Origin of the sequence: Bacillus paralicheniformis (assembly GCF_002993925.1) — a bacterium.
GTDB lineage: Bacteria > Bacillota > Bacilli > Bacillales > Bacillaceae > Bacillus > Bacillus paralicheniformis.
This window is the reverse complement of sequence record NZ_CP023665.1, coordinates 3,942,751-3,963,252: the sequence shown is the minus strand read 5'-3', so window position 1 is coordinate 3,963,252 and position 20,502 is coordinate 3,942,751. Positions and strand designations below refer to the sequence as shown.

The following is a 20,502-nucleotide window of genomic DNA, read 5'->3' as shown; positions in this document are numbered from 1 at the left end:
AAAAGAGGGAGAACATTTTTTCGATGGCCTCGGAGAGATAATCTGCAAGAAGGGAGTTGCCGTATTCGATGTCTTTTTTACCACAGGTTATGGGTGCAGGAGTAGGGTTTAATGCCGGAACTATGCTGTTCCAGCTTGTTGCCATGCTGATTTTGTTAGCGCTCTTGAAGAAATACGCTTTAGGGCCGCTATTAAATATAATGAAAGAGCGTGAAGACTACATTACCGGAGAGATTTCCTCTGCCGAGAAAAAGAATGAAGAAGCGAAGAAGCTCATTGAAGAGCAGCAGGCGCTTTTGAAAGAAGCGCGTGAAGAATCCCATTCTCTGATTGAAAACGCGAAAAAACTGGGAGAACAGCAAAAGGATGAAATCATCAAGGCTGCGCGCCAGGAAGCAGAACGCATGAAAGAATCAGCCAGAAGCGAGATCGTCAAAGAAAGAGACCAGGCTGTCAGCGCGCTGCGTGAGCAGGTTGCATCACTGTCTGTGATGATCGCTTCGAAAGTGATCGAAAAAGAGCTTGACGAACAAGCCCAGGAAAAATTGATCCAAGACTATCTTAAAGAAGTGGGAGAAAGCCGATGAGCCAATCAGCTGTCTCCAAACGCTACGCAGCCGCTTTGTTTGACATTGCCCTTGAATCCAAGAAGGTCAATGAAATAGAAGAAGAGCTGACCGTCGTTAAGAAGATATTTATTGATCATAAAGACCTCAATGCCGTTCTGAGTCATCCTAAAGTGCCCGCTGAAAAGAAAAAGCAGATTTTAAAAGACTCGTTCGGATCTGTTTCGACTGCAGTCTTACATACGCTTTATCTTCTCGTTGACCGCAGCCGCACGTCAATCGTCCCGGATCTCGCGGACGATTATGTTAAAATGGCGAACCGGTTCCGCGGGACGGAAGACGCGATCGTATACTCTGTAAAACCGCTCAGTGAAGAGGAAATTTCCTCTTTTTCTCAAGTGTTTGCAAAAGAAGCAGGCGCCGCTTCACTGCGCGTCAGAAACGAAGTGAATCCGGATCTGATCGGCGGAGTAAAAATCCGCATCGGGAACCGTATTTATGACGGCAGTGTAAGAGGAAAGCTTGACCGGATAGAACGTCAATTAGCAGGCGAAAATCGAAAGAAGGGGTGAAACCTAAGTGAGCATCAAAGCTGAAGAAATTAGCACTCTTATTAAACAGCAAATTGAAAATTATCAGTCTGAAATAGAAGTTCACGACGTAGGTACGGTAATTCAGGTCGGTGACGGTATCGCACGCGTGCACGGCCTTGATAACTGTATGGCAGGTGAGCTTGTCGAATTTTCAAACGGTGTGCTGGGCTTAGCTCAGAACCTTGAAGAATCAAACGTAGGTATCGTTATTTTGGGACCTTACAAAGACATCCGTGAAGGTGACGAAGTCAAAAGAACCGGACGGATCATGGAAGTTCCCGTCGGTGAAGAGCTGCTCGGCCGCGTTGTCAATCCGCTCGGTCAGCCTGTAGACGGAATGGGCCCGGTTCTCACAAGCAAAACCCGTCCGATCGAAAGCCCGGCACCTGGTGTTATGGATCGTAAATCCGTTCATGAACCGCTTCAAACGGGAATTAAACCGATCGATGCGCTGATTCCTATCGGCCGCGGTCAGCGTGAGCTGATCATCGGTGACCGTCAGACGGGTAAAACATCGATTGCGATTGACACGATCTTGAACCAAAGAGATCAGGACATGATTTGTATCTATGTTGCGATCGGTCAGAAAGAATCGACTGTTCGCGGTGTCGTTGAAACGCTGCGCAAAAAAGGCGCTCTTGACTATACCATCGTTGTCACAGCTTCCGCTTCACAGCCTGCACCGCTATTGTATCTAGCGCCGTATGCGGGTGTTACGATGGGTGAAGAATTCATGTACAACGGAAAACACGTGCTGGTTGTGTATGACGACCTTTCAAAACAAGCGACGGCTTATCGTGAACTTTCCTTGCTTCTGCGTCGTCCTCCAGGCCGTGAAGCATTCCCTGGAGATGTATTCTACCTGCACTCCCGCTTGCTTGAGCGCGCTGCGAAACTGAGCGACGCTAAAGGCGGAGGATCTTTAACAGCATTGCCGTTTGTTGAAACGCAGGCTGGCGACATTTCAGCCTATATTCCGACAAACGTCATCTCAATCACAGACGGACAGATCTTCCTGCAGTCTGATTTGTTCTTCTCAGGCGTGCGCCCTGCCGTCAACCCTGGATTATCGGTATCCCGTGTCGGCGGATCTGCGCAAATCAAAGCGATGAAGAAAGTAGCCGGTACGCTTCGTCTTGACTTGGCATCTTATCGCGAGCTTGAGTCATTTGCACAGTTCGGATCTGACCTTGATAAAGCGACGCAGGCCAAGCTGAACCGTGGAGCCCGTACAGTGGAAGTTCTGAAACAGGATCTGAACCAGCCGCTCCGCGTCGAAAAGCAGGTTGCCATTCTTTATGCCCTGACCCGCGGATTCCTTGATGATGTGCCTGTAGAGGACATCAGACGCTTTGAAGAAGAGTTCTTTATGTACCTTGATCAAAACCATAAAGATCTCCTTGATTCAATTGCTCAGACAGGAAACCTTCCGGCCGACGAGGACATGAAGGCTGCGATCGAAGGCTTTAAACGTACGTTTGCACCTAGCAACTAAACATTTGAAGTGAGAAAAAGATCTTCTTTTTCTCTCTTTTTCACGTAAATTCGGAGTGAATTTGAAAACAAAAAGGTGGTGAAACCTTTTGGCCTCATTACGGGATATTAAATCCAGAATTACTTCAAATAAAAAAACGAGTCAAATCACCAAAGCTCAGCAAATGGTTTCTGCCTCAAAGCTGAACCGCGCTGAGAGTAAAGCGAAATCGTTCGTTCCATACATGGAGAAAATGCAGGAAGTCGTTGCTGATATTGCGCTTGGATACACCGGAACGCATCCGATGATGTCGAGCCGTCCCGTGAAGCGGACCGGCTATCTGGTCATCACATCTGACCGCGGACTTGCCGGTGCTTTTAACGCTAACGTTCTCCGCAAAGCGTACCAGAAAATCCAGGAGCGCCATCAGTCAAAAGACGAATATGCGGTCATCGCGATCGGAAAAATGGGACGCGAGTTCTTCAAAAAACGCGGCATCCCGGTTATTTCCGAAATGACCGGCATCAGGGACGAAGTTTCCTTTCCAGAAATTAAGGATTTGGCGAACAGTACGATACAAATGTTTATCGATGAGACATTTGATGAACTTTACTTGTTCTACAACCACTTTGTCAGCGCGATTTCTCAAGAGGTGACGGAGAAAAAGCTGCTGCCATTATCAGATATCGCGCCAAACAAAAAAAGAACTTCCTATGAATTTGAACCGGACGAAGAAGAAATTTTGGAAGTGCTTCTGCCTCAGTACGCTGAGAGCTTGATTTTCGGCGCGATTCTGGACAGTAAAGCGAGTGAACATGCTGCGCGGATGACAGCGATGAAAAACGCAACGGACAATGCGAAAGAGCTTATCGCTGACCTCGAACTGTCTTACAACCGTGCTCGTCAGGCGGCGATTACGCAGGAGATTACGGAAATTGTCGGCGGTGCAGCTGCCTTAGAATAGAAAAAGCTTGTCAGGAGGGATAGAGATGAAAAAAGGACGCGTTAGCCAGGTATTGGGACCGGTCGTAGACGTTCGTTTTGAAGACGGTCACTTGCCTGAAATATATAATGCGATTAAAGTTACACATAAAGCGCAGAACGAGAATGAAGTAGATATCGAACTTACCCTTGAAGTAGCGCTTCACTTGGGTGATGATTCAGTTCGGACGATTGCAATGGCTTCAACTGACGGTGTTACACGCGGAATGGAAGCCATCGACCTGGGAGAGCCGATCTCCGTTCCGGTCGGAAACGTGACACTCGGCCGCGTATTTAATGTACTCGGGGAAAACATCGATTTGGATGAGCCGCTTCCGGCTGATGCTGCCAAAGATCCGATTCACAGAGAAGCTCCAACATTTGATCAGCTATCAACCGAGGTTGAAATCCTAGAGACGGGTATTAAAGTCGTCGACTTGCTCGCTCCATATATTAAAGGCGGAAAAATCGGTCTTTTCGGAGGAGCGGGAGTTGGAAAAACCGTCTTGATTCAGGAGCTAATCAACAACATCGCTCAAGAGCACGGCGGTATCTCTGTATTCGCGGGTGTCGGCGAGCGTACGCGTGAAGGAAACGACCTTTACTATGAAATGAAAGATTCCGGCGTTATCGGCAAAACGGCAATGGTCTTCGGTCAGATGAACGAGCCGCCTGGTGCGCGGATGCGCGTTGCCTTGACAGGACTTACAATGGCAGAGCATTTCCGTGATAAAGAAGGCCAGGACGTATTGTTCTTTATCGATAACATCTTCCGATTCACTCAAGCCGGATCTGAAGTATCTGCACTTCTTGGACGCATGCCGTCTGCGGTTGGTTATCAGCCGACGCTTGCAACTGAAATGGGTCAGCTTCAGGAACGGATCACTTCTACAAATGTCGGTTCCGTTACATCGATTCAGGCGATCTACGTTCCTGCCGATGACTATACTGACCCGGCACCGGCAACAACGTTCGCTCACTTGGATGCGACAACAAACCTTGAGCGTAAGCTGTCTGAAATGGGTATTTACCCTGCGGTTGACCCTCTGGCTTCAACTTCTCGTGCACTTGCGCCAGAAATCGTCGGAGAAGAGCACTATCAAGTGGCCCGCCAAGTACAGCAAATCCTGCAGCGCTATAAAGAGCTTCAGGATATCATTGCGATTCTCGGTATGGATGAGCTTTCTGACGATGATAAGCTTGTCGTCAGCCGTGCGCGCCGCGTACAGTTCTTCCTATCGCAAAACTTCCACGTAGCTGAACAGTTTACAGGACAAAAAGGTTCTTACGTTCCTGTCAAAGAAACGGTAAAAGGCTTTAAAGAAATCCTTGAAGGTAAGTATGATCACCTTCCAGAGGACGCTTTCCGTCTTGTCGGCCGAATCGAAGAAGTTGTCGAAAAAGCGAAAGAAATGGGTGTAGAAGTATAATCTGGTCCTAGGAGGGTAAAAGCATGAAGACCTTAAAAGTCAATATCGTTACTCCCGACGGCCCAGTATACGATGCGGATATAGAAATGGTAAGCGTTCGAGCAGAGAGCGGTGAGCTTGGTATTTTACCCGGCCATATTCCGACGGTTGCTCCGCTAAAAATTGCTGCAGTCCGTCTGAAAAAAGACGGTCAAACTGAGCTGGTTGCCGTCAGCGGGGGCATAGTTGAAGTCCGCCCTGACCATGTCACCATTCTGGCCCAGACGGCGGAAACATCTGAACAAATTGACAAAGAACGCGCCTTGGCCGCAAAACGGCGTGCCGAGGAACGTTTGCAAAAGCATACGCCAGATGTTGACATTATTCGGGCAGAGCTTGCTTTAAAACGCGCGATTAACCGGTTGGATGTTGCGAGATAAAGATGAGGATCCTTCCCATATTAAGGATGGGAAGGGTTCTTTTATATTCATGATTAAACAGAATTGAAAATGTTGAAAAAAGTTCACAAATTGTTCGCCTTTTTAGTTTGAATCTATCTATAATACAAAATAGTAAGCTATGTTCTCTTCCGCCAGAAAGAGGATGTAAGACATTCAAGCAAACTCCTCAACATTGGCCTCAGGCAACAGAGGATCACTCCATCTATGGGAAAAAGTTCTATCCATGAACGTCTTAACATGAAACATCAAAACTGTTAAAATGACTTGAAATGACCGGCATTATTCCTTTATCCCACAGCAGAAGAGACTAGGCAGGCCGGAGCCACCAAACCGGCTGGAACGTAAGGAGGCGTCATCAATAATGGAAGAGATCGGACAACAGGCTGCTGTCAGTATCATCGTTCATCTTTTTTTTATTGCATTGACTTGGTGGGCTCTTCTGGCGGTCAATATTGATCCGCTTATCAGGAAAGGAAAAGTCATTCAGGCGAGGGTGTTAATGATCATCATTACAATCGCCGTCGGCTCCACCGTCAGCAATTTTTTCCTGGACTATCTTTATTATTCCAGACAGCTTCAAAATTTATTTTCATGATTGAGTAAAAGAATTTTTGGGAATGGACAAATGTGGGTAACGCCGCATTCCGCAAAATCACCGGGGGACCTTGTTTTTCCACGTATGCTTTTCCTACGATCCGTCAACAATGGAGAGTAGGAGAGGATGATGCGGAATGAAGACAAAACAAACGGTTAATGCCCTCATTTTTATTGTGGTTTTATTTTTAATTGTTCATGTCTTTCAATCGCTTGAAGCAGCGGGCAATACGCCGCTGGAACAGCTGGCGGAAGGTTTGAGCCGCCATGATGTCGAGCTTGAAGAATGGACCCTGCACACAAAAAAGCAGCTTACCCTAAGTGAAAAAGATTTTTTTGCAAAACTGAAACATTTCAAGAAACAGCATCGACAATATCAATGGACTATAACGCGGGAAGACGATGATACAGTTAAAGCAACAGGTGTTTTTCAGGACAAAAAAAATCACATCAATTCCAAAATACATTTGGTATCCACCCACAAAAACCAGAGACTTGTTTCGTATTTATTGTATGAGCAAAAAGGCGCGGGACCACGGGAAAACTGGAATACTACATATAAGCAGTTTGAACGGGATGCATTCGACATAATGCGAGAAAAGACCGCAATTTTTACTTGTCTAAAGGGCCATTTAAATGGTATGATGAATGTTGTTTTGCAAAAAAAAGCAAATGAACTAGTACATGAATTTGATGCAAAGTCAGTTGAAGATTTAATCGAACCAAATTTCGTTTCTATTTCTGCTTACACTAACGAGTGGAAAGAATCCATCAAGACAGAAAAACACCGTATGAATCTGCAAGTCTCGCTTAGAAATGCGGGAATGGGCGAAAAACTTACCGTCACGGTTGGCACACCAATCGTCACGACTGAATATTAATATAGAGAAATTGGGACGCGGAGGGGAATACCTTGGAAAAAATCATCGTCCGCGGCGGTCGAAAGTTAAACGGCACAGTCAAAGTTGAAGGAGCAAAAAATGCCGTTTTACCAGTTATCGCTGCATCTTTATTAGCCAGTGAAGAAAAAAGCGTAATATGTGATGTGCCTACGCTCTCCGATGTATATACGATTAACGAAGTGTTACGTCATTTAGGCGCAAGTGTACATTTTGAAAATAATACAGTAACGGTTGATGCATCTCGCACTTTGTCTACGGAAGCTCCGTTTGAATATGTTCGTAAAATGCGCGCATCTGTATTGGTGATGGGTCCGCTTCTTGCTCGCACAGGTCACTCGAGAGTGGCTTTGCCTGGAGGATGTGCAATCGGTTCAAGACCGATCGATCAGCATCTGAAAGGCTTTGAGGCAATGGGTGCAAAAATTAAAGTCGGAAACGGCTTTATTGAAGCGACTGTAGAAGGCCGCCTTCAAGGCGCAAAAATTTATCTTGATTTTCCTAGTGTCGGAGCAACTGAAAACCTGATTATGGCTGCAGCTTTGGCTGAGGGCACGACAACGCTCGAAAATGCTGCTAAAGAGCCTGAAATCGTTGATCTGGCTAACTATATCAATGCAATGGGCGGTAAAATTCGGGGTGCCGGTACAGGCACCATTAAAATTGAAGGCGTTAAGGCGCTTCATGGTGCAAAACATACCATTATTCCTGACCGGATCGAGGCGGGTACGTTCATGGTTGCCGCTGCGATTACCGAAGGGAACGTACTGGTAAAGGGAGCGGTTCCTGAGCACTTAACATCTTTAATTGCGAAAATGGAAGAAATGGGCGTTCAAATCATGGAAGAAGGAGACGGTCTTCGGATCATCGGTCCTTCTGAATTGAAGCCTATTGATTTAAAAACAATGCCACATCCAGGTTTCCCGACTGATATGCAGTCTCAGATGATGGCTCTTTTGATGCGCGCAAATGGAACCAGCATGATCACAGAAACCGTCTTTGAGAACCGCTTCATGCATGCGGAAGAATTCCGCCGTATGAACGGAGATATTAAAATCGAAGGCCGTTCTGTCATTATTAATGGTCCTGTGCAGCTTCAAGGTGCTGAGGTGGCCGCAACGGATCTTCGCGCCGGCGCAGCTCTTATCCTTGCTGGCCTTGTCGCTGACGGTCATACGCGCGTAACCGAATTAAAACATTTAGACCGGGGATATGTCAACTTCCACCAAAAACTTGCCGGTATCGGTGCTGATATTGAGCGCGTTAACGATGAAGAAGCGGTTCATATTGAAAATAAAGAAGTTGTATCCGATTTAAACGCATAAATCAACGTGAAATCAGTATGTCATCCGGCATACTGATTTTTATGTTTCAAGTATTCTATATCAGTATGCCTCCCATATCTATCATTATGCACAAGAATGGCTTTTAAAATACGCAGCCGCAGTTGAAAAGTACAGTCATATTAGCTTGTCCCCGCCCATAAAATGAAAGAGACAAAACAGAAATGGGGGCACTGATTTGAAACAGCTATTTATTGTACTAGCAGGAATCTGCATGCTGATTTTACTCATACCAACACTGCTTGTCCTCCCTTTTCACGGGGGACCGGGGGCAATCAAAACAGAAAAGCACGCTCAGCAACACGAGGAAAAAAAGAAAGTCACCTTAAAAGAGTCTCCCGTTTCAATTCCGGTCTACAGAACGGCTGACCGGAAAGTTGAAGACATTCCGCTTGAAGAGTATGTCATTGGTGTCGTTGCTTCGGAAATGCCGGCTGATTTCGATATCGAAGCTTTGAAAGCACAAGCGCTCGCGGCCCGCACATATATTGTGAGGCAAATGGTATCAGAGCAGGCTGTCCGATCGCCGAAGGGCTCGCTCGTCGATGATACGCAGATGTTCCAGGTGTATAAAAACAAAGAAGAGCTCCGCAGGCTGTGGAAGAAAGATTACGATTGGAAAATCAAAAAAGTGACCGAAGCTGTCGCCAGTACGCAAGGCAAAATTTTAACCTATGATCATAAGCCAATTGACGCTTCGTTTTTCTCGACGAGCAACGGGTACACCGAGAATGCGGGGGCTTATTGGACAAGTGATATTCCGTACCTGCAAAGCGTGAAAAGCTCCTGGGATACAAAGTCGCCGAAATTCCTGAACCACAAAACGTTTACTGTCACTGAATTTGAACAAAAGCTCGGCGTGAAGCTGCCCAGCTCAAACAGCATTGGGAAGATCACTGAAAGAACGCCGGGAAAACGCGTAGCGACTGCTGTCATTAATGGAAAGAAGCTTGAGGGAAGAGATATTCGTGAAAAGCTCGGCCTCAAATCGGCAGACTTTGATTGGAAACGCGACGGGAATCAGATTACCGTCACGACGAGGGGTTTTGGACATGGAGTAGGAATGAGCCAATACGGCGCACATTATATGGCGAAAGACGGCAAGAAAGCGGAAGCCATCGTCAAGTATTATTACAAAGGAACAGCCGTATCCAATGCTGATGAATTTTTAAATAAATACATGGCGAAAAAATAATAAAGAGACGTCTGCCTCATTGGCGGCGTCTTTTTGAATGTCATCAAATTTGGCATTCTCATGAAGTTGATGTGCGCCAAAATATTATACAAATATTTCAAGAATCATGTGCCGGAGGGCTTGCTGAACAGCGTCAAAAGGCCGTGAATCTCTTGTCAATATAAGGGTTCACAGGCTATAAAGTCTATTTTATCTGCTTGTTGTATGCTGAAATGAATAACGAGGAAAAGGAGACATGCCCTATTTATTTCTCCCTGGTGTTCTTCTACGATATTAATGTGTTAACGACTTTATTTAAGAAAGGGGAAAGGGAGAAATGAAGAAGAAGCTGACATTAGGGATTTTGACCGCTATGGTTCTTAGCCTTGGTTCACCTGCTTTCGCAGCTGAGAAAAAACAGGAGGTAACAGTTGCTGAAGATTCGCCTAACATCGCGATTATGCTTGATGCAAGCGGCAGTATGGCTAAAAAGATCGGCGGAGTCTCAAAATACGAGCTTGCCAAAAATGAGGCGTTCAGCTTTGGTTCAAAGCTTGAAAATGCAAACGTGCTCATGAGGGTTTTCGGTTCAGAGGGAAACAATAAAAACTCCGGAAAAGTACAATCCTGCAATGCAATCAGAGGAGTGTACGGATTCCAAACGTATGACGAGCAAAGCTTCCGCAATTCATTAAACGGCATCGGACCGACTGGATGGACACCGATCGCAAACGCGCTGCAAGATGCCAAAAACGCGCTTGACCAGCAGAACAACAACGGGAAAAACGTCGTCTATCTGCTGACAGACGGTGAGGAAACATGTGGAGGCAACCCGGTAAAAGTCGCAACAGAACTGCGCAAATCTAATGCGGTTGTCAACGTAATCGGCTTTGATTATGAAGGAGATTTTCACGGACAATTGACAAGCATCGCAGCAGCTGGCGGCGGTGAATATTTCCAAGCAAAAACCAAAAATGACATCAAAAGAATTTTCACTCAGGAAGCAATCGAGCTTTCTAAATAAACTGGAAAAAAGCTGTGGACATGTTTCCGCAGCTTTCCTTTTTTGATGAAAAGAATGTCAAAAGTCAAGTAAAACACTTTACAAATATTAAGTTATTGTTTCAGAACGTTGAACCCCGCTGAATCCTTTGGAGGGGTAATTTGTCGTAACTGTTGTTTTATTGGGACGAAAACGGTCTTTTAGCGGACTTTTTTGGTAGGACTTAAGTGGAAGTGTCGGTCGATTATCGTAAGGATTATGAAGAATTTGTGAATTTGAAAAGGAGATCCGGCCTATTTATTTCTATCAAGCCTTCTTTTACGATGTTGGTGGACTAGATCTCATGCGGAAGTTCGGTCCGAAAAAAAGTGCGGAAAGGAAAGTGAGAAAGGTGAAAAAAAGGTTTACTCTGTTAACAACGTTCACCATGCTTTTGTCATTGGCTCCGGCTGCTGCTTTCGCGGCTGAAGACGGAAATGCGGACAACAGCAAAAAAGATGTCAATGTTGCAGTTGTGCTTGATGCAAGCGGCAGCATGGCACAAAAGGTTGAAGGAGAAAGAAAATTTGATATTGCCAAAGAATCCGTAACCGACTTTGCTGACCTGCTTTCAAGCGATGCGAATGTTATGCTGAATGTGTTCGGACATAAAGGCAACAATAAAAACTCCGGAAAAGAACTATCTTGCGGTACGACGGAAACCGTCTATGATCTGCAGCCGTTTTCTTCCAACTCGTTCGAAAACGCTTTAAGCGGAATTAAGCCTACAGGCTGGTCTCCGATTGCAAAATCTCTTTATGATGTAAAAGAAGATCTTGCCGATAAAGATGGTAAGAATTATGTTTACATCGTGACAGACGGTGAAGAAACATGCGGAGGAGACCCTGTTCAGGCAGCGAAAGATCTGCGCAAATCCAACATTAAAACAATCGTCAACATTGTTGGACTTGATGTGAAAACCGTGAAAGAAAAAGCTAAGCTTAAAAAAGTAGCTGCTGCTGGCGGCGGAAAATTGATTGAAGCCGACTCAGCTTCTGATTTTAAAAAGGTATGGAAAGAAGAAGGCGTAAAACTGTCTCAGTAACTCCGTACGAGAGCGGGACGGCCGCAGTGCCGTCCCGACCTTCTGTTAAGCTAATCTGTCGACATTTCGAGTTCTTCGATTCGTTTTTCTGCATAGCGCGGATCTTTTCTTGAATGGAAAATCTCCGCCTTTTCAATCATGACCGCCGTGTTGTATTCCGGAATACGGGCATGGTTTTCGTATACGCCTTTAGGGATCAGGACATTTCCTTCCGGCCAGTAGACCGCCGTGTTTCCGCGTTGTACGGTGGCATATTTTGCCCGGCCTTGGAAAGTTCCGTAGCGGTTGAATAGAACGATCGCTTCTCCATCTTGAATATAAAGCTCCTCGGCATCTTTTGGATTGATCATGACATCCCGGCGATCTGCCGCGTTGAAAGGATCTTTTTCACTATAAATCATCGAGTTGAACTGTTTTCCCCTCCTTGTCGTCACGAGGAAGCGTCCTTCAGTTTGTCTGTTTTCAGGAAGATCGACGGGGATCAGGTTACCCTTACCGTCTGCCGTCGGACACATCCCGCCTTCACAAAGCCAGGCGCCGCCCCATTGAAAGACATCTCCGCGTTTTTTTAAATGCTGAATCCCGTCATAATTCCTGTTGGCAGCAGCGATTTCTTCACGGATTTCTGCAGCGTCGTCAAAATGGATCAGTTCTTTGTCTGCGGGCCGAACCCGTTTGGCAAGATCCATATAAATTTCCCATTCAGAACGGGCTTCTCCGATGCGCGGTCCTTTAATTTCAGGGCTGAAATAGACCATCCGTTCCGTACTGGTCGAGGTTCCTCCGCCAGGCTGTTCATATCTTGTCATTGCGGGGAGAATGATAACTTCTTCTTTGGCATCGACAAGGGTGGAAGTATTGAAGATGATGTCCTGATGGACTCTCATCTCAACTTCCTGTAATGCTTTTTTGATAAAATCGGGGTTCGGCATCGTTTCCAAAAAGTTGCCTCCGCTCGTATAAAACACTTTTACTTTTCTTTCGCTTTCGTTCGGCAGCAGCATGTTTTCGATTGTCTGGCCGATCGTATCGCCTTGCCAAGTCGGTATACGGAAGCCCCAAATCTTCTCGATCCGTGCGGTAGTTTCTTCGTCAAAATCACCGCCTGGCAGGACGAAAGGATCGGCACCCATTTCTCCAGAACCCTGCACACCGCTGTGCCCTCTGATCGGCATGACGCCGCAATGCTTTCTGCCGATGAATCCTTGTAAAAGGGCGAGATTTGCCACCTGTGAAATGTTGTCGGTCGCAAAACGGTGCTGTGTGAGTCCCATGCTCCAAATGAAAACGCCGGTTTTCGCCCGGGCCAGCAAGATGGCGAATTCTTTCATTCTATCTTTCGATATGCCGGATGACTCTTCAAGCGTCTTCCAATTTTGTTTTTCGATATGCTGTTTAAGCTCATTGAATCCGTTTGTGTGTGCTTCGATAAAAGCGCGGTCAATGCTTGAACCGGGGGCCTCCCGTTCCATTTCAAACCAGTGCTTCATTACCCCGTTCATAAAGGCAATGTCGCCGCCGATATTGACTTGGTATACGTCATCAGTGATTTTGGTGCCGAAAAGGGCGCTCTCAGCTATCGATGGAATCCAGTATTTCTCCATCGAAGGTTCCAGGTACGGGTTGATCATAATGATTTTTGTTCCCGCTTTTTTGGCGGCATACATGTATTTTGTTGACACCGGCTGGTTATTGGCGGCGACAGATCCCCAGAAGACGAGGACATCCGTCCCGATCCAGTCTCGGTAGCTGCAGCTTGAGGCGCCGATGCCAAGGGACCTTTTTAAAGCCGTTTTGCTTGGCGAGTGGCAGATCCGCGAGGCGTTGTCAATGTTGTTTGTGCCGATAAACCGAGCCGCTTTTGCGGCTGTATAGTATACCTCATTCGTAATACCCCTGGCCGTTAAATAAAAGGCGAGCTGTCGTTTATCAATCGATTTGATTTTGTCCGCGATTCGGCTGAGTGCTTCGTCCCATGAAATTCTCGAAAACGACCGTTCTCCTTTTTTTCTCGACAGCGGATAAGGGATACGTCCGAGCTTTCTCAGCTCGGTGCTATCCAGCTTTCTCAGCTGTTCAATGTCGGCGGACAGCCATTTGTCCTCGATCGCAGGCATCGTATTTAAGCGGAGGACGTTCAGCCGCGTCGTGCATAGATGAGGCCCTGTGAGCGTCTGATCACGGAGCCCGGATACACCGAGCGCACAGCCGTCGCACACGCCTTGCGTCAAAATTCTGTAGGCGTACGAAAGGTTGTCTTTATTGTCCCACGCCGTTTTCATCGTATCTCTGATATGCTTTGGCTTTACCTTTCCGAGTCCCAGCGGCGCCCAAGACGCCCACAGTTTTGGCGCGGGTTTTTTATTCAGCTTCATCGGACCTTCATGCTTTGTTTTTCCCATTCCATTCTCTCCTTTCCAGCGGATACTGCCAGATCATCCTTTTATCGAGTTTGAGACATGAACCGCCGCTTTTTTTCGCAACTGTTTAATGTCGGTTCTAATGAAGATCGAAATGAACAGGCCGATGGCGAACAGTGCTGCGAAAACCGTCAGGCTCTGGCTGTAGCTTCCTGTTGCATCACGCACCCAAGAAGAGAACATCGGGCCCGCAAGTCCTGCCGCCGCCCATGCCGTTAAAATGTATCCGTGAATTGCACCGAGCTGCTTTGTTCCGAACAAATCCCCGATATAAGCCGGAATTGCGGCAAACCCGCCTCCATAGCACGTATAGATCAATGCCATCAAAACAGAGAATACGGCCTTGTCAGAAATAAACGGCAAAAGCGGAAAGGCGATCAGCTGTACAGCGAAAAAGACGGTATACGTATTCGGCCGGCCGATGTAATCAGATGCTGAGGCCCAGCCGATCCGCCCTAAGCCGTTAAATGCGCCCAAAACGCCGACGAGAGCGGCAGCAGCGGCGGCGGACATGCCCGCACTTTCCTGCGCCAGCGGCGAAGCGATGGATATGATGGCGATTCCGCACGTAACATTAATAAAAAGCATCAGCCATAAATAATAAAAGCGTTTCGTTTTAATGGCTTCATTTGCCGTCAGCTGGGAAATATCGGCGCTTTGCGCCTTTCCGTTTTTTTCGGTTGAAAATCCTTCAGGCTTCCAGCCGTCTTCCGGCGGAGCGAGGTAAAGCGAAGACAGCATCATCACAAGAAAGTAGCAAATGCCGAGAATAAAAAAGGTATTGGCTATACCGACCGCTGAGATCAGCATCTGTATGATCGGGCTGCTGATCAAGGCCGCAAATCCGAATCCCATAATGGCTAGCCCCGTAGCCAAGCCGCGGCGGTCAGGAAACCATTTAACAAGCGAAGATACGGGCGTAATATAGCCGACGCCGAGTCCGATTCCTCCGAAGACGCCGTAAAACAAATAAAGCAGGGGAAGGGAGCCGATCTGAACGGCGAAGCCTGAAAACGTCACGCCAGCTCCGAAGAAAAGAGCGGCGAGCATGCCTGCTTTTTTAGGGCCGTGCTTTTCGACGAAGTGCCCCAAAAATGCGGCTGAAAGACCGAGAAATAAAATAGCGATGCTGAACGTCAGGCTGATCTGGCTGAGGCTCCAGCCGAAGGTTTCAGCGAGCGGGTTTGTAAAGACGCTCCATGCGTATACAGACCCGATAGACAAATGAATACCTACAGCACATAAAGCAATGAGCCACCTGTTTTTCACTTTTTTCATGCGAGAACCTCCTGTGGAAAAGAAAGGCTTGTCATAAAGACAGAAGGCTGCCGGGGAGCGATTGTTTGAAAGCGGTTTCCGGGGTTGCTGCGAAGAAAGGCAGTCTGTTTGAAAAGTGTATATTTTTTGAACTTTTAAAAAATAATATCATGTTTTCAAGCTATCAACAAGATGAAGCTTCCAAATTTGACCTGACGGTTGTGAAACGGCATGATAGACGAGTATAGTAATAGATATGATAAGAAACAAAGGGGCGGGGTTTATTCATGGGGAAAAACATCACAACAAGCCGAAAAATTTTCCGTTATGATAATGGAGAGATGACACAGCAAGAAGATCAGATGGCAACGGAATTCCCCCTGACTGTCATGGTGAACGGTGAGGAATTTGTCACGCTTGTTTGTTCGCCGGACAGCCTGGAAGAACTGGTGATCGGATTTCTCGCGTCTGAAGGTGTGATCCGATTTAAAAATGAGATTAAAAGGTTTACAATAGATGAAAGTCTCGGATTCGCATATGTCGACCTTGTCAGCTCAAAAAAGCTGGTACTGAAGGATTACACGAAGCGGGTGATCGGCTCCTGCTGCGGAAAAGGGCGGCATTTTTATTTCCAGCAGGACGTCAAAACCGCAAAAACGGCGATTGACGGCGTGACCATTACGCCTGAGAACTGTTTGGCGCTGATGCGCGACATGCAGAAAAACAGCAAGCTTTTTCGCCATACGGGGGGCGTTCATAATGCCGCTTTGTGCAGCACTGACAAGCTGATTGCAGTCAGATCTGATATCGGAAGACATAATGCGCTTGATAAATTGTACGGATATTGTCTGCTTCACCAGCTCCCTGTGCGCGACAAGCTGATCGTGTTCAGCGGCAGAATTTCTTCGGAAGTGCTGCTTAAAGCCGCAAAAATTGGGGTTTCCGCGGTCATTTCCAAGTCGGCGCCGACCGAGCTGGCCATTCAAATGGCAGAGGAGCTGAATATCATGACGATTGGTTTTGCCAGGAACCGGTCATTTAATGTATATACGCATCACGAGCGAATTCAGTTAACATAAAGGAGGCAACAGGCGTGAACAACAACAGTGAACAAGTTTTGGATCAGAAAAGCCGGCCGCTTCGGGATTTAAGAATTTCTGTCACCGACCGCTGCAACTTAAGATGTACGTATTGCATGCCTGCCGAAATCTTTGGACAGGATTATCCGTTTTTGCCAAAAGGCGAACTGTTGTCCTTTGAAGAGCTTGAACGATTGGCCAAGCTGTTTGTTCATCAGTTCGGGGTGGAAAAAATCCGCCTCACCGGCGGCGAGCCGTTGATGAGAAAAGATATGCCGGAATTGGTCGGGAAGCTTGCGGAGATCAAAGGGATTCGCGATATTGCGATGACGACGAACGGCGTTCTGCTGCCGGTTTACGCTGACAAGCTGAAAAAAGCGGGGCTGAAACGGGTCACGGTCAGCCTGGATTCCCTGGATGACGAACGTTTCAAAGCGATCAACGGCAGAGGCGTCTCCGTCAGCAAGGTGCTGGCCGGAATTGAAGCGGCGAAAGAGGCCGGACTCGGCGTCAAGATCAACATGGTCGTCCAAAAAGGGGTCAATGAAAAGGATATTTTGCCGATGGCCCGCTATTTTAAAGAAAAAGGCCATATCTTGCGGTTTATTGAGTTTATGGATGTCGGGAACACAAATGAATGGAACCGTCAGTCAGTGGTGACAAAAGCGGACATCATCCGGATCATCAATGAAGACATGCCGGTTGAACCGATCGACCCGAACTACAAAGGAGAAGTCGCCAAACGGTACGGATATCTGGACGGTTCAGGAGAAATCGGTTTTATCTCTTCTGTATCCGATGCTTTTTGCAGCACGTGCAACAGAGCAAGACTATCGGCGAAAGGCGAGCTTTTCACATGTCTTTTCGCATCGAGCGGGTTTGATTTAAGAACTCTGATCAGAAGCGGGCAGACCGATCAGGAGCTGGCAAAGGCGATCGGCACCGTCTGGCGGAATCGCGATGACCAGTATTCGCTCGACCGCGCTCTTTCAAAAGCGGCTCCGCGGAAAAAGGTTGAAATGTCCTATATAGGAGGATAATTGACCGCCTTGGAGAGAGCCGTCCATTGAAAAGATGGGCGGTTTTTTTTATGCTTCGGAGGCCGGCTTGATTTGCATATTGACAGGTTTGATACGGGGGGAAAAGCGGAAATTCTTTAAAAAACATGGGCTGAAACAGAAAGGATGATTGAATGTTCGGACTGCAGGATATTGTCAAATTCTTCTGGTCGTTCTTGATCGTTTTTCCCGCCGTGTCGGTGCTTCATGTCTTGGGCCACAGCGTCATGGCGGTGTTGTTCGGCGGGAAATCTTCGCTTGAAATCGGGATGGGCAAAAAATTGCTGAAAATCGGCCCTGTGCAAATCAGAAGTGTTTACTTCATGGATTCCTTCTGCAAATACGGAGATCTGAAATACGATAACCGTTTTACGAATGCGATGATTTATGCCGGCGGATCGCTGTTTAATTTAGCGTCTATTTTTATTGTCAATCTGCTGATTATCAAAGACATCATACCCGAAAATATTTTTTTCTACCAGTTTGTTTATTTTTCAACCTATTATGTATTTTTTGCTCTGATTCCCGTGAGATATTCCGAAAATCATCTATCTGATGGAATGGCAATTTATAAAGTGCTGAGATATGGGGAGAAGTACGAGATTAATAATTGAGTATGCCGGCTGCGGGCACAACCCGAAGCCGGCGTTTTTCAGACATGCATGATGTCTTCAGGCAGTTTCCTTAGCTTTCGAACGGATTCGATGAATGTTTCCAAAGGATCACAGCCGCTAAAATATTGAAATGCTTCCCGATCCCCGTCGTTCATCACGACGAGGTGATCGCCTCCTGTTATCAGCCCTTTTTCTCGGCGGAACGAGGAGATGGTATCATAGCGGATGTCAAGGTGAAAAGGGGCGCCAAACAGAGAAGAATAAAACATGAGCCGCCTGTCAGTGGCCGCAAGCACGCCTCTGTAAGGAGTGTAACGCGCAGACAGTCTCGCGTTATAAGCGCAAAGAATAATAGATCTGATCTCTTCATTCGGCTCAAGCCGGACATCCAAAGCTGCTTTTCCTTCTGCTATCTCTTTCATTGAAAACACTCCTTTCATCAATCAATACGAAAGATCCTATGAAAAAGTTCCAAAGTGAGACATGAAGGTGGTTTGAAAAAAATTTTATTTATTCTTACGATTATTAAGGATATGATAATAGTTGACAAAAAACTTATCCTGTAACTATAATAATTACATCGGTGGTGAAAACTTATGGTGAACACCCGTCTTTCAGTGGCCATTCATATTTTGTCTTTAATCGCTGCAAACCCGCGGGAATCTTCGGAAATGATCGCCGGGAGCGTCAATACGAACCCGGTTGTGATCAGACGCATGATCAGCCAGCTCAAAAAAGGCGGTATTCTGACGTCGCGGCCGGGAGTGGCCGGGGCAACCCTGAAAAGAGATCCTGAAGATATATCTCTGCTGGATATTTACCGCGCGGTTCAGCCGCAAGAGGAATTGTTTGCGATTCATGACAAGCCGAATCCAAACTGTCCGGTTGGAAGACAAATTCAAACAACGCTTGACCAAACGTTTCACAGCGTTCAGCAGGCGATGGAGAACGAATTGGCCAGCAAGTCTCTTAAAGACGTCTTAACTCATCTCTTTTAAATAAGAGATGATGTTTCATCATCAACATGTAACTTATTTTGTTACAAATAAGGAAATATTATTGATGACACATCCACAATCATCACAACACAGCCTTATGAGGCCTATGGTGGACATTCATGATCGTATGCCGGTTATCCTTACTGATGAGAATGAAAAGGGAGGGCTCACCTAAAACTGCATATCTACAAAGCTTGCTGCAGCCATATGATGTTGATGTAGGGAAGCATATCGCTTAATATATCACCTTCGCTTAGCTACTATGTTCTAAGTAATCGGTGATATTTTGTTGTATCGCCAATTCAACATCGTTCAATTCCACTCTTCCTTTAAAATAGCGTAATAATATTCATCCCACCATTCATTGTCTTTGGGAATACATTTTTTAAAGAAGCCTTCTCTTCTCATTCCAATCTTCTCCATCACTCGGTATGATGGAATATTCTCAGGTTGACACGTAGCTATAATCCTATGTAAGTTCATTTCTTTAAATCCATATTTCAAGATAGCTTCTGCTGCTTCAGAAGCATACCCTTTATTTTGATATTTACGATTAAACACCCACCCGATCTCATATGTATGTTCACCAAAATACATATGAAAAACAATATGGCCTATAAGTAAATCTTCATCCATTAGTATGACAGGGAATTTTTCAGCGTTATTCCCTTTGTTTTTATTTACAAATGCCTTTGCATCTTCTTCAGTAAAAACGCCTTCCGGTATATACTTCATCACATTAATATCTGATGTATACTCATATACAGCTTGCCAATCTTTAAATTCAAATTCACGTATCAATAACCTTTCTGTTGTGATATGCATGAAACGAACCTCCCATCACTCTTTATTTCGATATTAAGACAACAATGACCTCTTTAAAGACGATCCTTATTCAACAATCTGGCACAAAGCAAGTAGCTCAGCCTGTATCTTCATGCAGACTATGCCATTGCAGTGGTGGACGAGGCTGAAAAAGGCGAGCATATCAATGAGCGTTTCACTGTTGTCGGTGAAGCCGAATAATAAAAGCCTGTCTCGGGATCAATTCCCGAGACAGGCTTTTGATTTTCATTCATAATAATAAGGATCATACCCGCTGTGTAAATCGGTAAGAATACCTAAAAAGATCAGGAAGAAAAAGGCGACTATGCATAAAATAAAGATCACAATAATGGATAGTAAGAAGAAAAATTGCCATTTCATAAACTTCACATAGTTGTCAAGCAAGGCTTCATGCGGTTCTTGCGTCATGTCATCACTCATTTTCTGAGCGGCGTTTGCCGATTTTATAAGGTAGATCCCCGAAAAAATCATCAGCACACCTGGAGCGGCTCCGATGATAAGCAAAGAAATTCCGAAGAAGGCATAGATGCCTCCGCCGATAATCATAAAAACGCCGGTTATTTTCCCCCATTTTGCAATCGCATCAAGCGATTTTTTCATGCTGGATGTCATTTCCAAAATAAGAAGTCACGCCTTCCCTTTAAATATA

The 20,502-nt window shown here is 46.0% G+C and carries 21 protein-coding genes and 2 pseudogenes; 18 read left to right on the top strand and 5 right to left on the bottom strand.

Translation table 11 applies throughout. The annotated features are described in order from the left end of the window. The first annotated feature begins 68 nt into the window (after nt 1-68). The 12 genes from atpF (at nt 69) to CP943_RS20200 (ending at nt 11,581) form a co-directional block, all read left to right on the top strand. Complete coding sequence (gene atpF, locus CP943_RS20255; protein ID WP_020453259.1) at nt 69-587, top strand: F0F1 ATP synthase subunit B; 519 nt, start codon at nt 69-71, stop codon at nt 585-587. After that, entirely contained in the window at nt 584-1,138 is a 555-nt protein-coding gene (locus CP943_RS20250; RefSeq protein ID WP_020453258.1) for a F0F1 ATP synthase subunit delta, read from the top strand. The genes atpF and CP943_RS20250 overlap by 4 nt, the downstream gene beginning before the upstream one ends. A gap of 7 nt (nt 1,139-1,145) precedes the next feature. Next, nucleotides 1,146-2,654, top strand: a complete 1,509-nt coding sequence (atpA, locus tag CP943_RS20245) for a F0F1 ATP synthase subunit alpha (protein ID WP_020453257.1) — start codon at nt 1,146-1,148, stop codon at nt 2,652-2,654. 88 nt (nt 2,655-2,742) lie between these two features. Beyond that, nucleotides 2,743-3,597 (top strand): ATP synthase F1 subunit gamma, encoded by an 855-nt coding sequence (atpG, locus tag CP943_RS20240; protein WP_020453256.1) that lies wholly within the window; start codon nt 2,743-2,745, stop codon nt 3,595-3,597. A 25-nt stretch (nt 3,598-3,622) separates the two neighbouring features. Then, the gene (gene atpD, locus CP943_RS20235) at nt 3,623-5,044 is read left to right on the top strand and encodes a F0F1 ATP synthase subunit beta (protein WP_020453255.1); all 1,422 of its coding nucleotides are present in this window, start codon (nt 3,623-3,625) and stop codon (nt 5,042-5,044) included. Nucleotides 5,045-5,067: 23 nt separating this feature from the next. Then, nucleotides 5,068-5,463, top strand: a complete 396-nt coding sequence (locus CP943_RS20230) for a F0F1 ATP synthase subunit epsilon (RefSeq protein ID WP_020453254.1) — start codon at nt 5,068-5,070, stop codon at nt 5,461-5,463. 382 nt (nt 5,464-5,845) lie between these two features. Beyond that, a complete protein-coding gene (locus tag CP943_RS20225; protein WP_003186001.1) occupies nt 5,846-6,079 on the top strand; it encodes a DUF1146 family protein in 234 nt (77 codons plus the stop codon). A gap of 136 nt (nt 6,080-6,215) precedes the next feature. After that, entirely contained in the window at nt 6,216-6,959 is a 744-nt protein-coding gene (locus tag CP943_RS20220; RefSeq protein ID WP_020453253.1) for a YwmB family TATA-box binding protein, read from the top strand. A 32-nt stretch (nt 6,960-6,991) separates the two neighbouring features. Further along, nucleotides 6,992-8,302, top strand: a complete 1,311-nt coding sequence (murA, locus tag CP943_RS20215; protein ID WP_020453252.1) for a UDP-N-acetylglucosamine 1-carboxyvinyltransferase — start codon at nt 6,992-6,994, stop codon at nt 8,300-8,302. Between the two features lie 196 nt (nt 8,303-8,498). Beyond that, nucleotides 8,499-9,515, top strand: a complete 1,017-nt coding sequence (spoIID, locus tag CP943_RS20210) for a stage II sporulation protein D (RefSeq protein WP_023857085.1) — start codon at nt 8,499-8,501, stop codon at nt 9,513-9,515. A gap of 316 nt (nt 9,516-9,831) precedes the next feature. Beyond that, nucleotides 9,832-10,518: a VWA domain-containing protein gene (locus CP943_RS20205; protein WP_023857087.1), complete on the top strand. Its 687-nt coding sequence runs from the start codon at nt 9,832-9,834 to the stop codon at nt 10,516-10,518. 370 nt (nt 10,519-10,888) lie between these two features. Then, nucleotides 10,889-11,581: a VWA domain-containing protein gene (locus CP943_RS20200; RefSeq protein WP_023857089.1), complete on the top strand. Its 693-nt coding sequence runs from the start codon at nt 10,889-10,891 to the stop codon at nt 11,579-11,581. 50 nt (nt 11,582-11,631) lie between these two features. On the opposite strand, the gene CP943_RS20195 is transcribed toward CP943_RS20200, so the two are convergent. After that, on the bottom strand, nt 11,632-13,983 hold the full coding sequence (locus CP943_RS20195; RefSeq protein ID WP_025810649.1) for an FdhF/YdeP family oxidoreductase: 2,352 nt from the start codon (nt 13,981-13,983) through the stop codon (nt 11,632-11,634). A gap of 33 nt (nt 13,984-14,016) precedes the next feature. Further along, nucleotides 14,017-15,279: an L-lactate MFS transporter gene (locus CP943_RS20190; protein WP_023857091.1), complete on the bottom strand. Its 1,263-nt coding sequence runs from the start codon at nt 15,277-15,279 to the stop codon at nt 14,017-14,019. 266 nt (nt 15,280-15,545) lie between these two features. Here CP943_RS20190 and fdhD point away from each other — a divergent pair, with 266 nt between their 5' ends. The 3 genes from fdhD (at nt 15,546) to CP943_RS20175 (ending at nt 18,009) form a co-directional block, all read left to right on the top strand. Further along, on the top strand, nt 15,546-16,337 hold the full coding sequence (gene fdhD, locus CP943_RS20185; protein WP_105981271.1) for a formate dehydrogenase accessory sulfurtransferase FdhD: 792 nt from the start codon (nt 15,546-15,548) through the stop codon (nt 16,335-16,337). A 14-nt stretch (nt 16,338-16,351) separates the two neighbouring features. Then, nucleotides 16,352-17,377 carry a GTP 3',8-cyclase MoaA gene (gene moaA, locus CP943_RS20180; protein ID WP_023857094.1) on the top strand — a complete coding sequence of 342 codons (1,026 nt, stop codon included), beginning with the start codon at nt 16,352-16,354 and terminating at the stop codon, nt 17,375-17,377. Nucleotides 17,378-17,529: 152 nt separating this feature from the next. Further along, nucleotides 17,530-18,009 carry a hypothetical protein gene (locus CP943_RS20175; RefSeq protein WP_023857096.1) on the top strand — a complete coding sequence of 160 codons (480 nt, stop codon included), beginning with the start codon at nt 17,530-17,532 and terminating at the stop codon, nt 18,007-18,009. 38 nt (nt 18,010-18,047) lie between these two features. On the opposite strand, the gene CP943_RS20170 is transcribed toward CP943_RS20175, so the two are convergent. Beyond that, on the bottom strand, nt 18,048-18,431 hold the full coding sequence (locus CP943_RS20170) for a GRAM domain-containing protein (protein WP_023857097.1): 384 nt from the start codon (nt 18,429-18,431) through the stop codon (nt 18,048-18,050). A 174-nt stretch (nt 18,432-18,605) separates the two neighbouring features. On the opposite strand from CP943_RS20170, the gene CP943_RS20165 reads away from it, so the two are divergent. Further along, on the top strand, nt 18,606-19,007 hold the full coding sequence (locus CP943_RS20165; RefSeq protein WP_020453242.1) for an Rrf2 family transcriptional regulator: 402 nt from the start codon (nt 18,606-18,608) through the stop codon (nt 19,005-19,007). 69 nt (nt 19,008-19,076) lie between these two features. After that, nucleotides 19,077-19,246 (top strand): annotated as a pseudogene (locus CP943_RS22540) (SOS response-associated peptidase family protein); the annotation flags it as partial. A gap of 73 nt (nt 19,247-19,319) precedes the next feature. Here CP943_RS22540 and CP943_RS20160 read toward each other — a convergent pair. After that, complete coding sequence (locus CP943_RS20160) at nt 19,320-19,832, bottom strand: GNAT family N-acetyltransferase (protein WP_105981270.1); 513 nt, start codon at nt 19,830-19,832, stop codon at nt 19,320-19,322. Nucleotides 19,833-19,943: 111 nt separating this feature from the next. Here CP943_RS20160 and CP943_RS22755 point away from each other — a divergent pair. Further along, nucleotides 19,944-20,033: pseudogene (locus CP943_RS22755) on the top strand (NAD(P)-dependent oxidoreductase); the annotation flags it as partial. Nucleotides 20,034-20,078: 45 nt separating this feature from the next. Here the strand turns inward: CP943_RS22755 and CP943_RS20155 are convergent. Next, nucleotides 20,079-20,465 (bottom strand): DUF5362 family protein, encoded by a 387-nt coding sequence (locus CP943_RS20155; RefSeq protein ID WP_229129365.1) that lies wholly within the window; start codon nt 20,463-20,465, stop codon nt 20,079-20,081. Between the last annotated feature and the right edge of the window lie 37 nt (nt 20,466-20,502).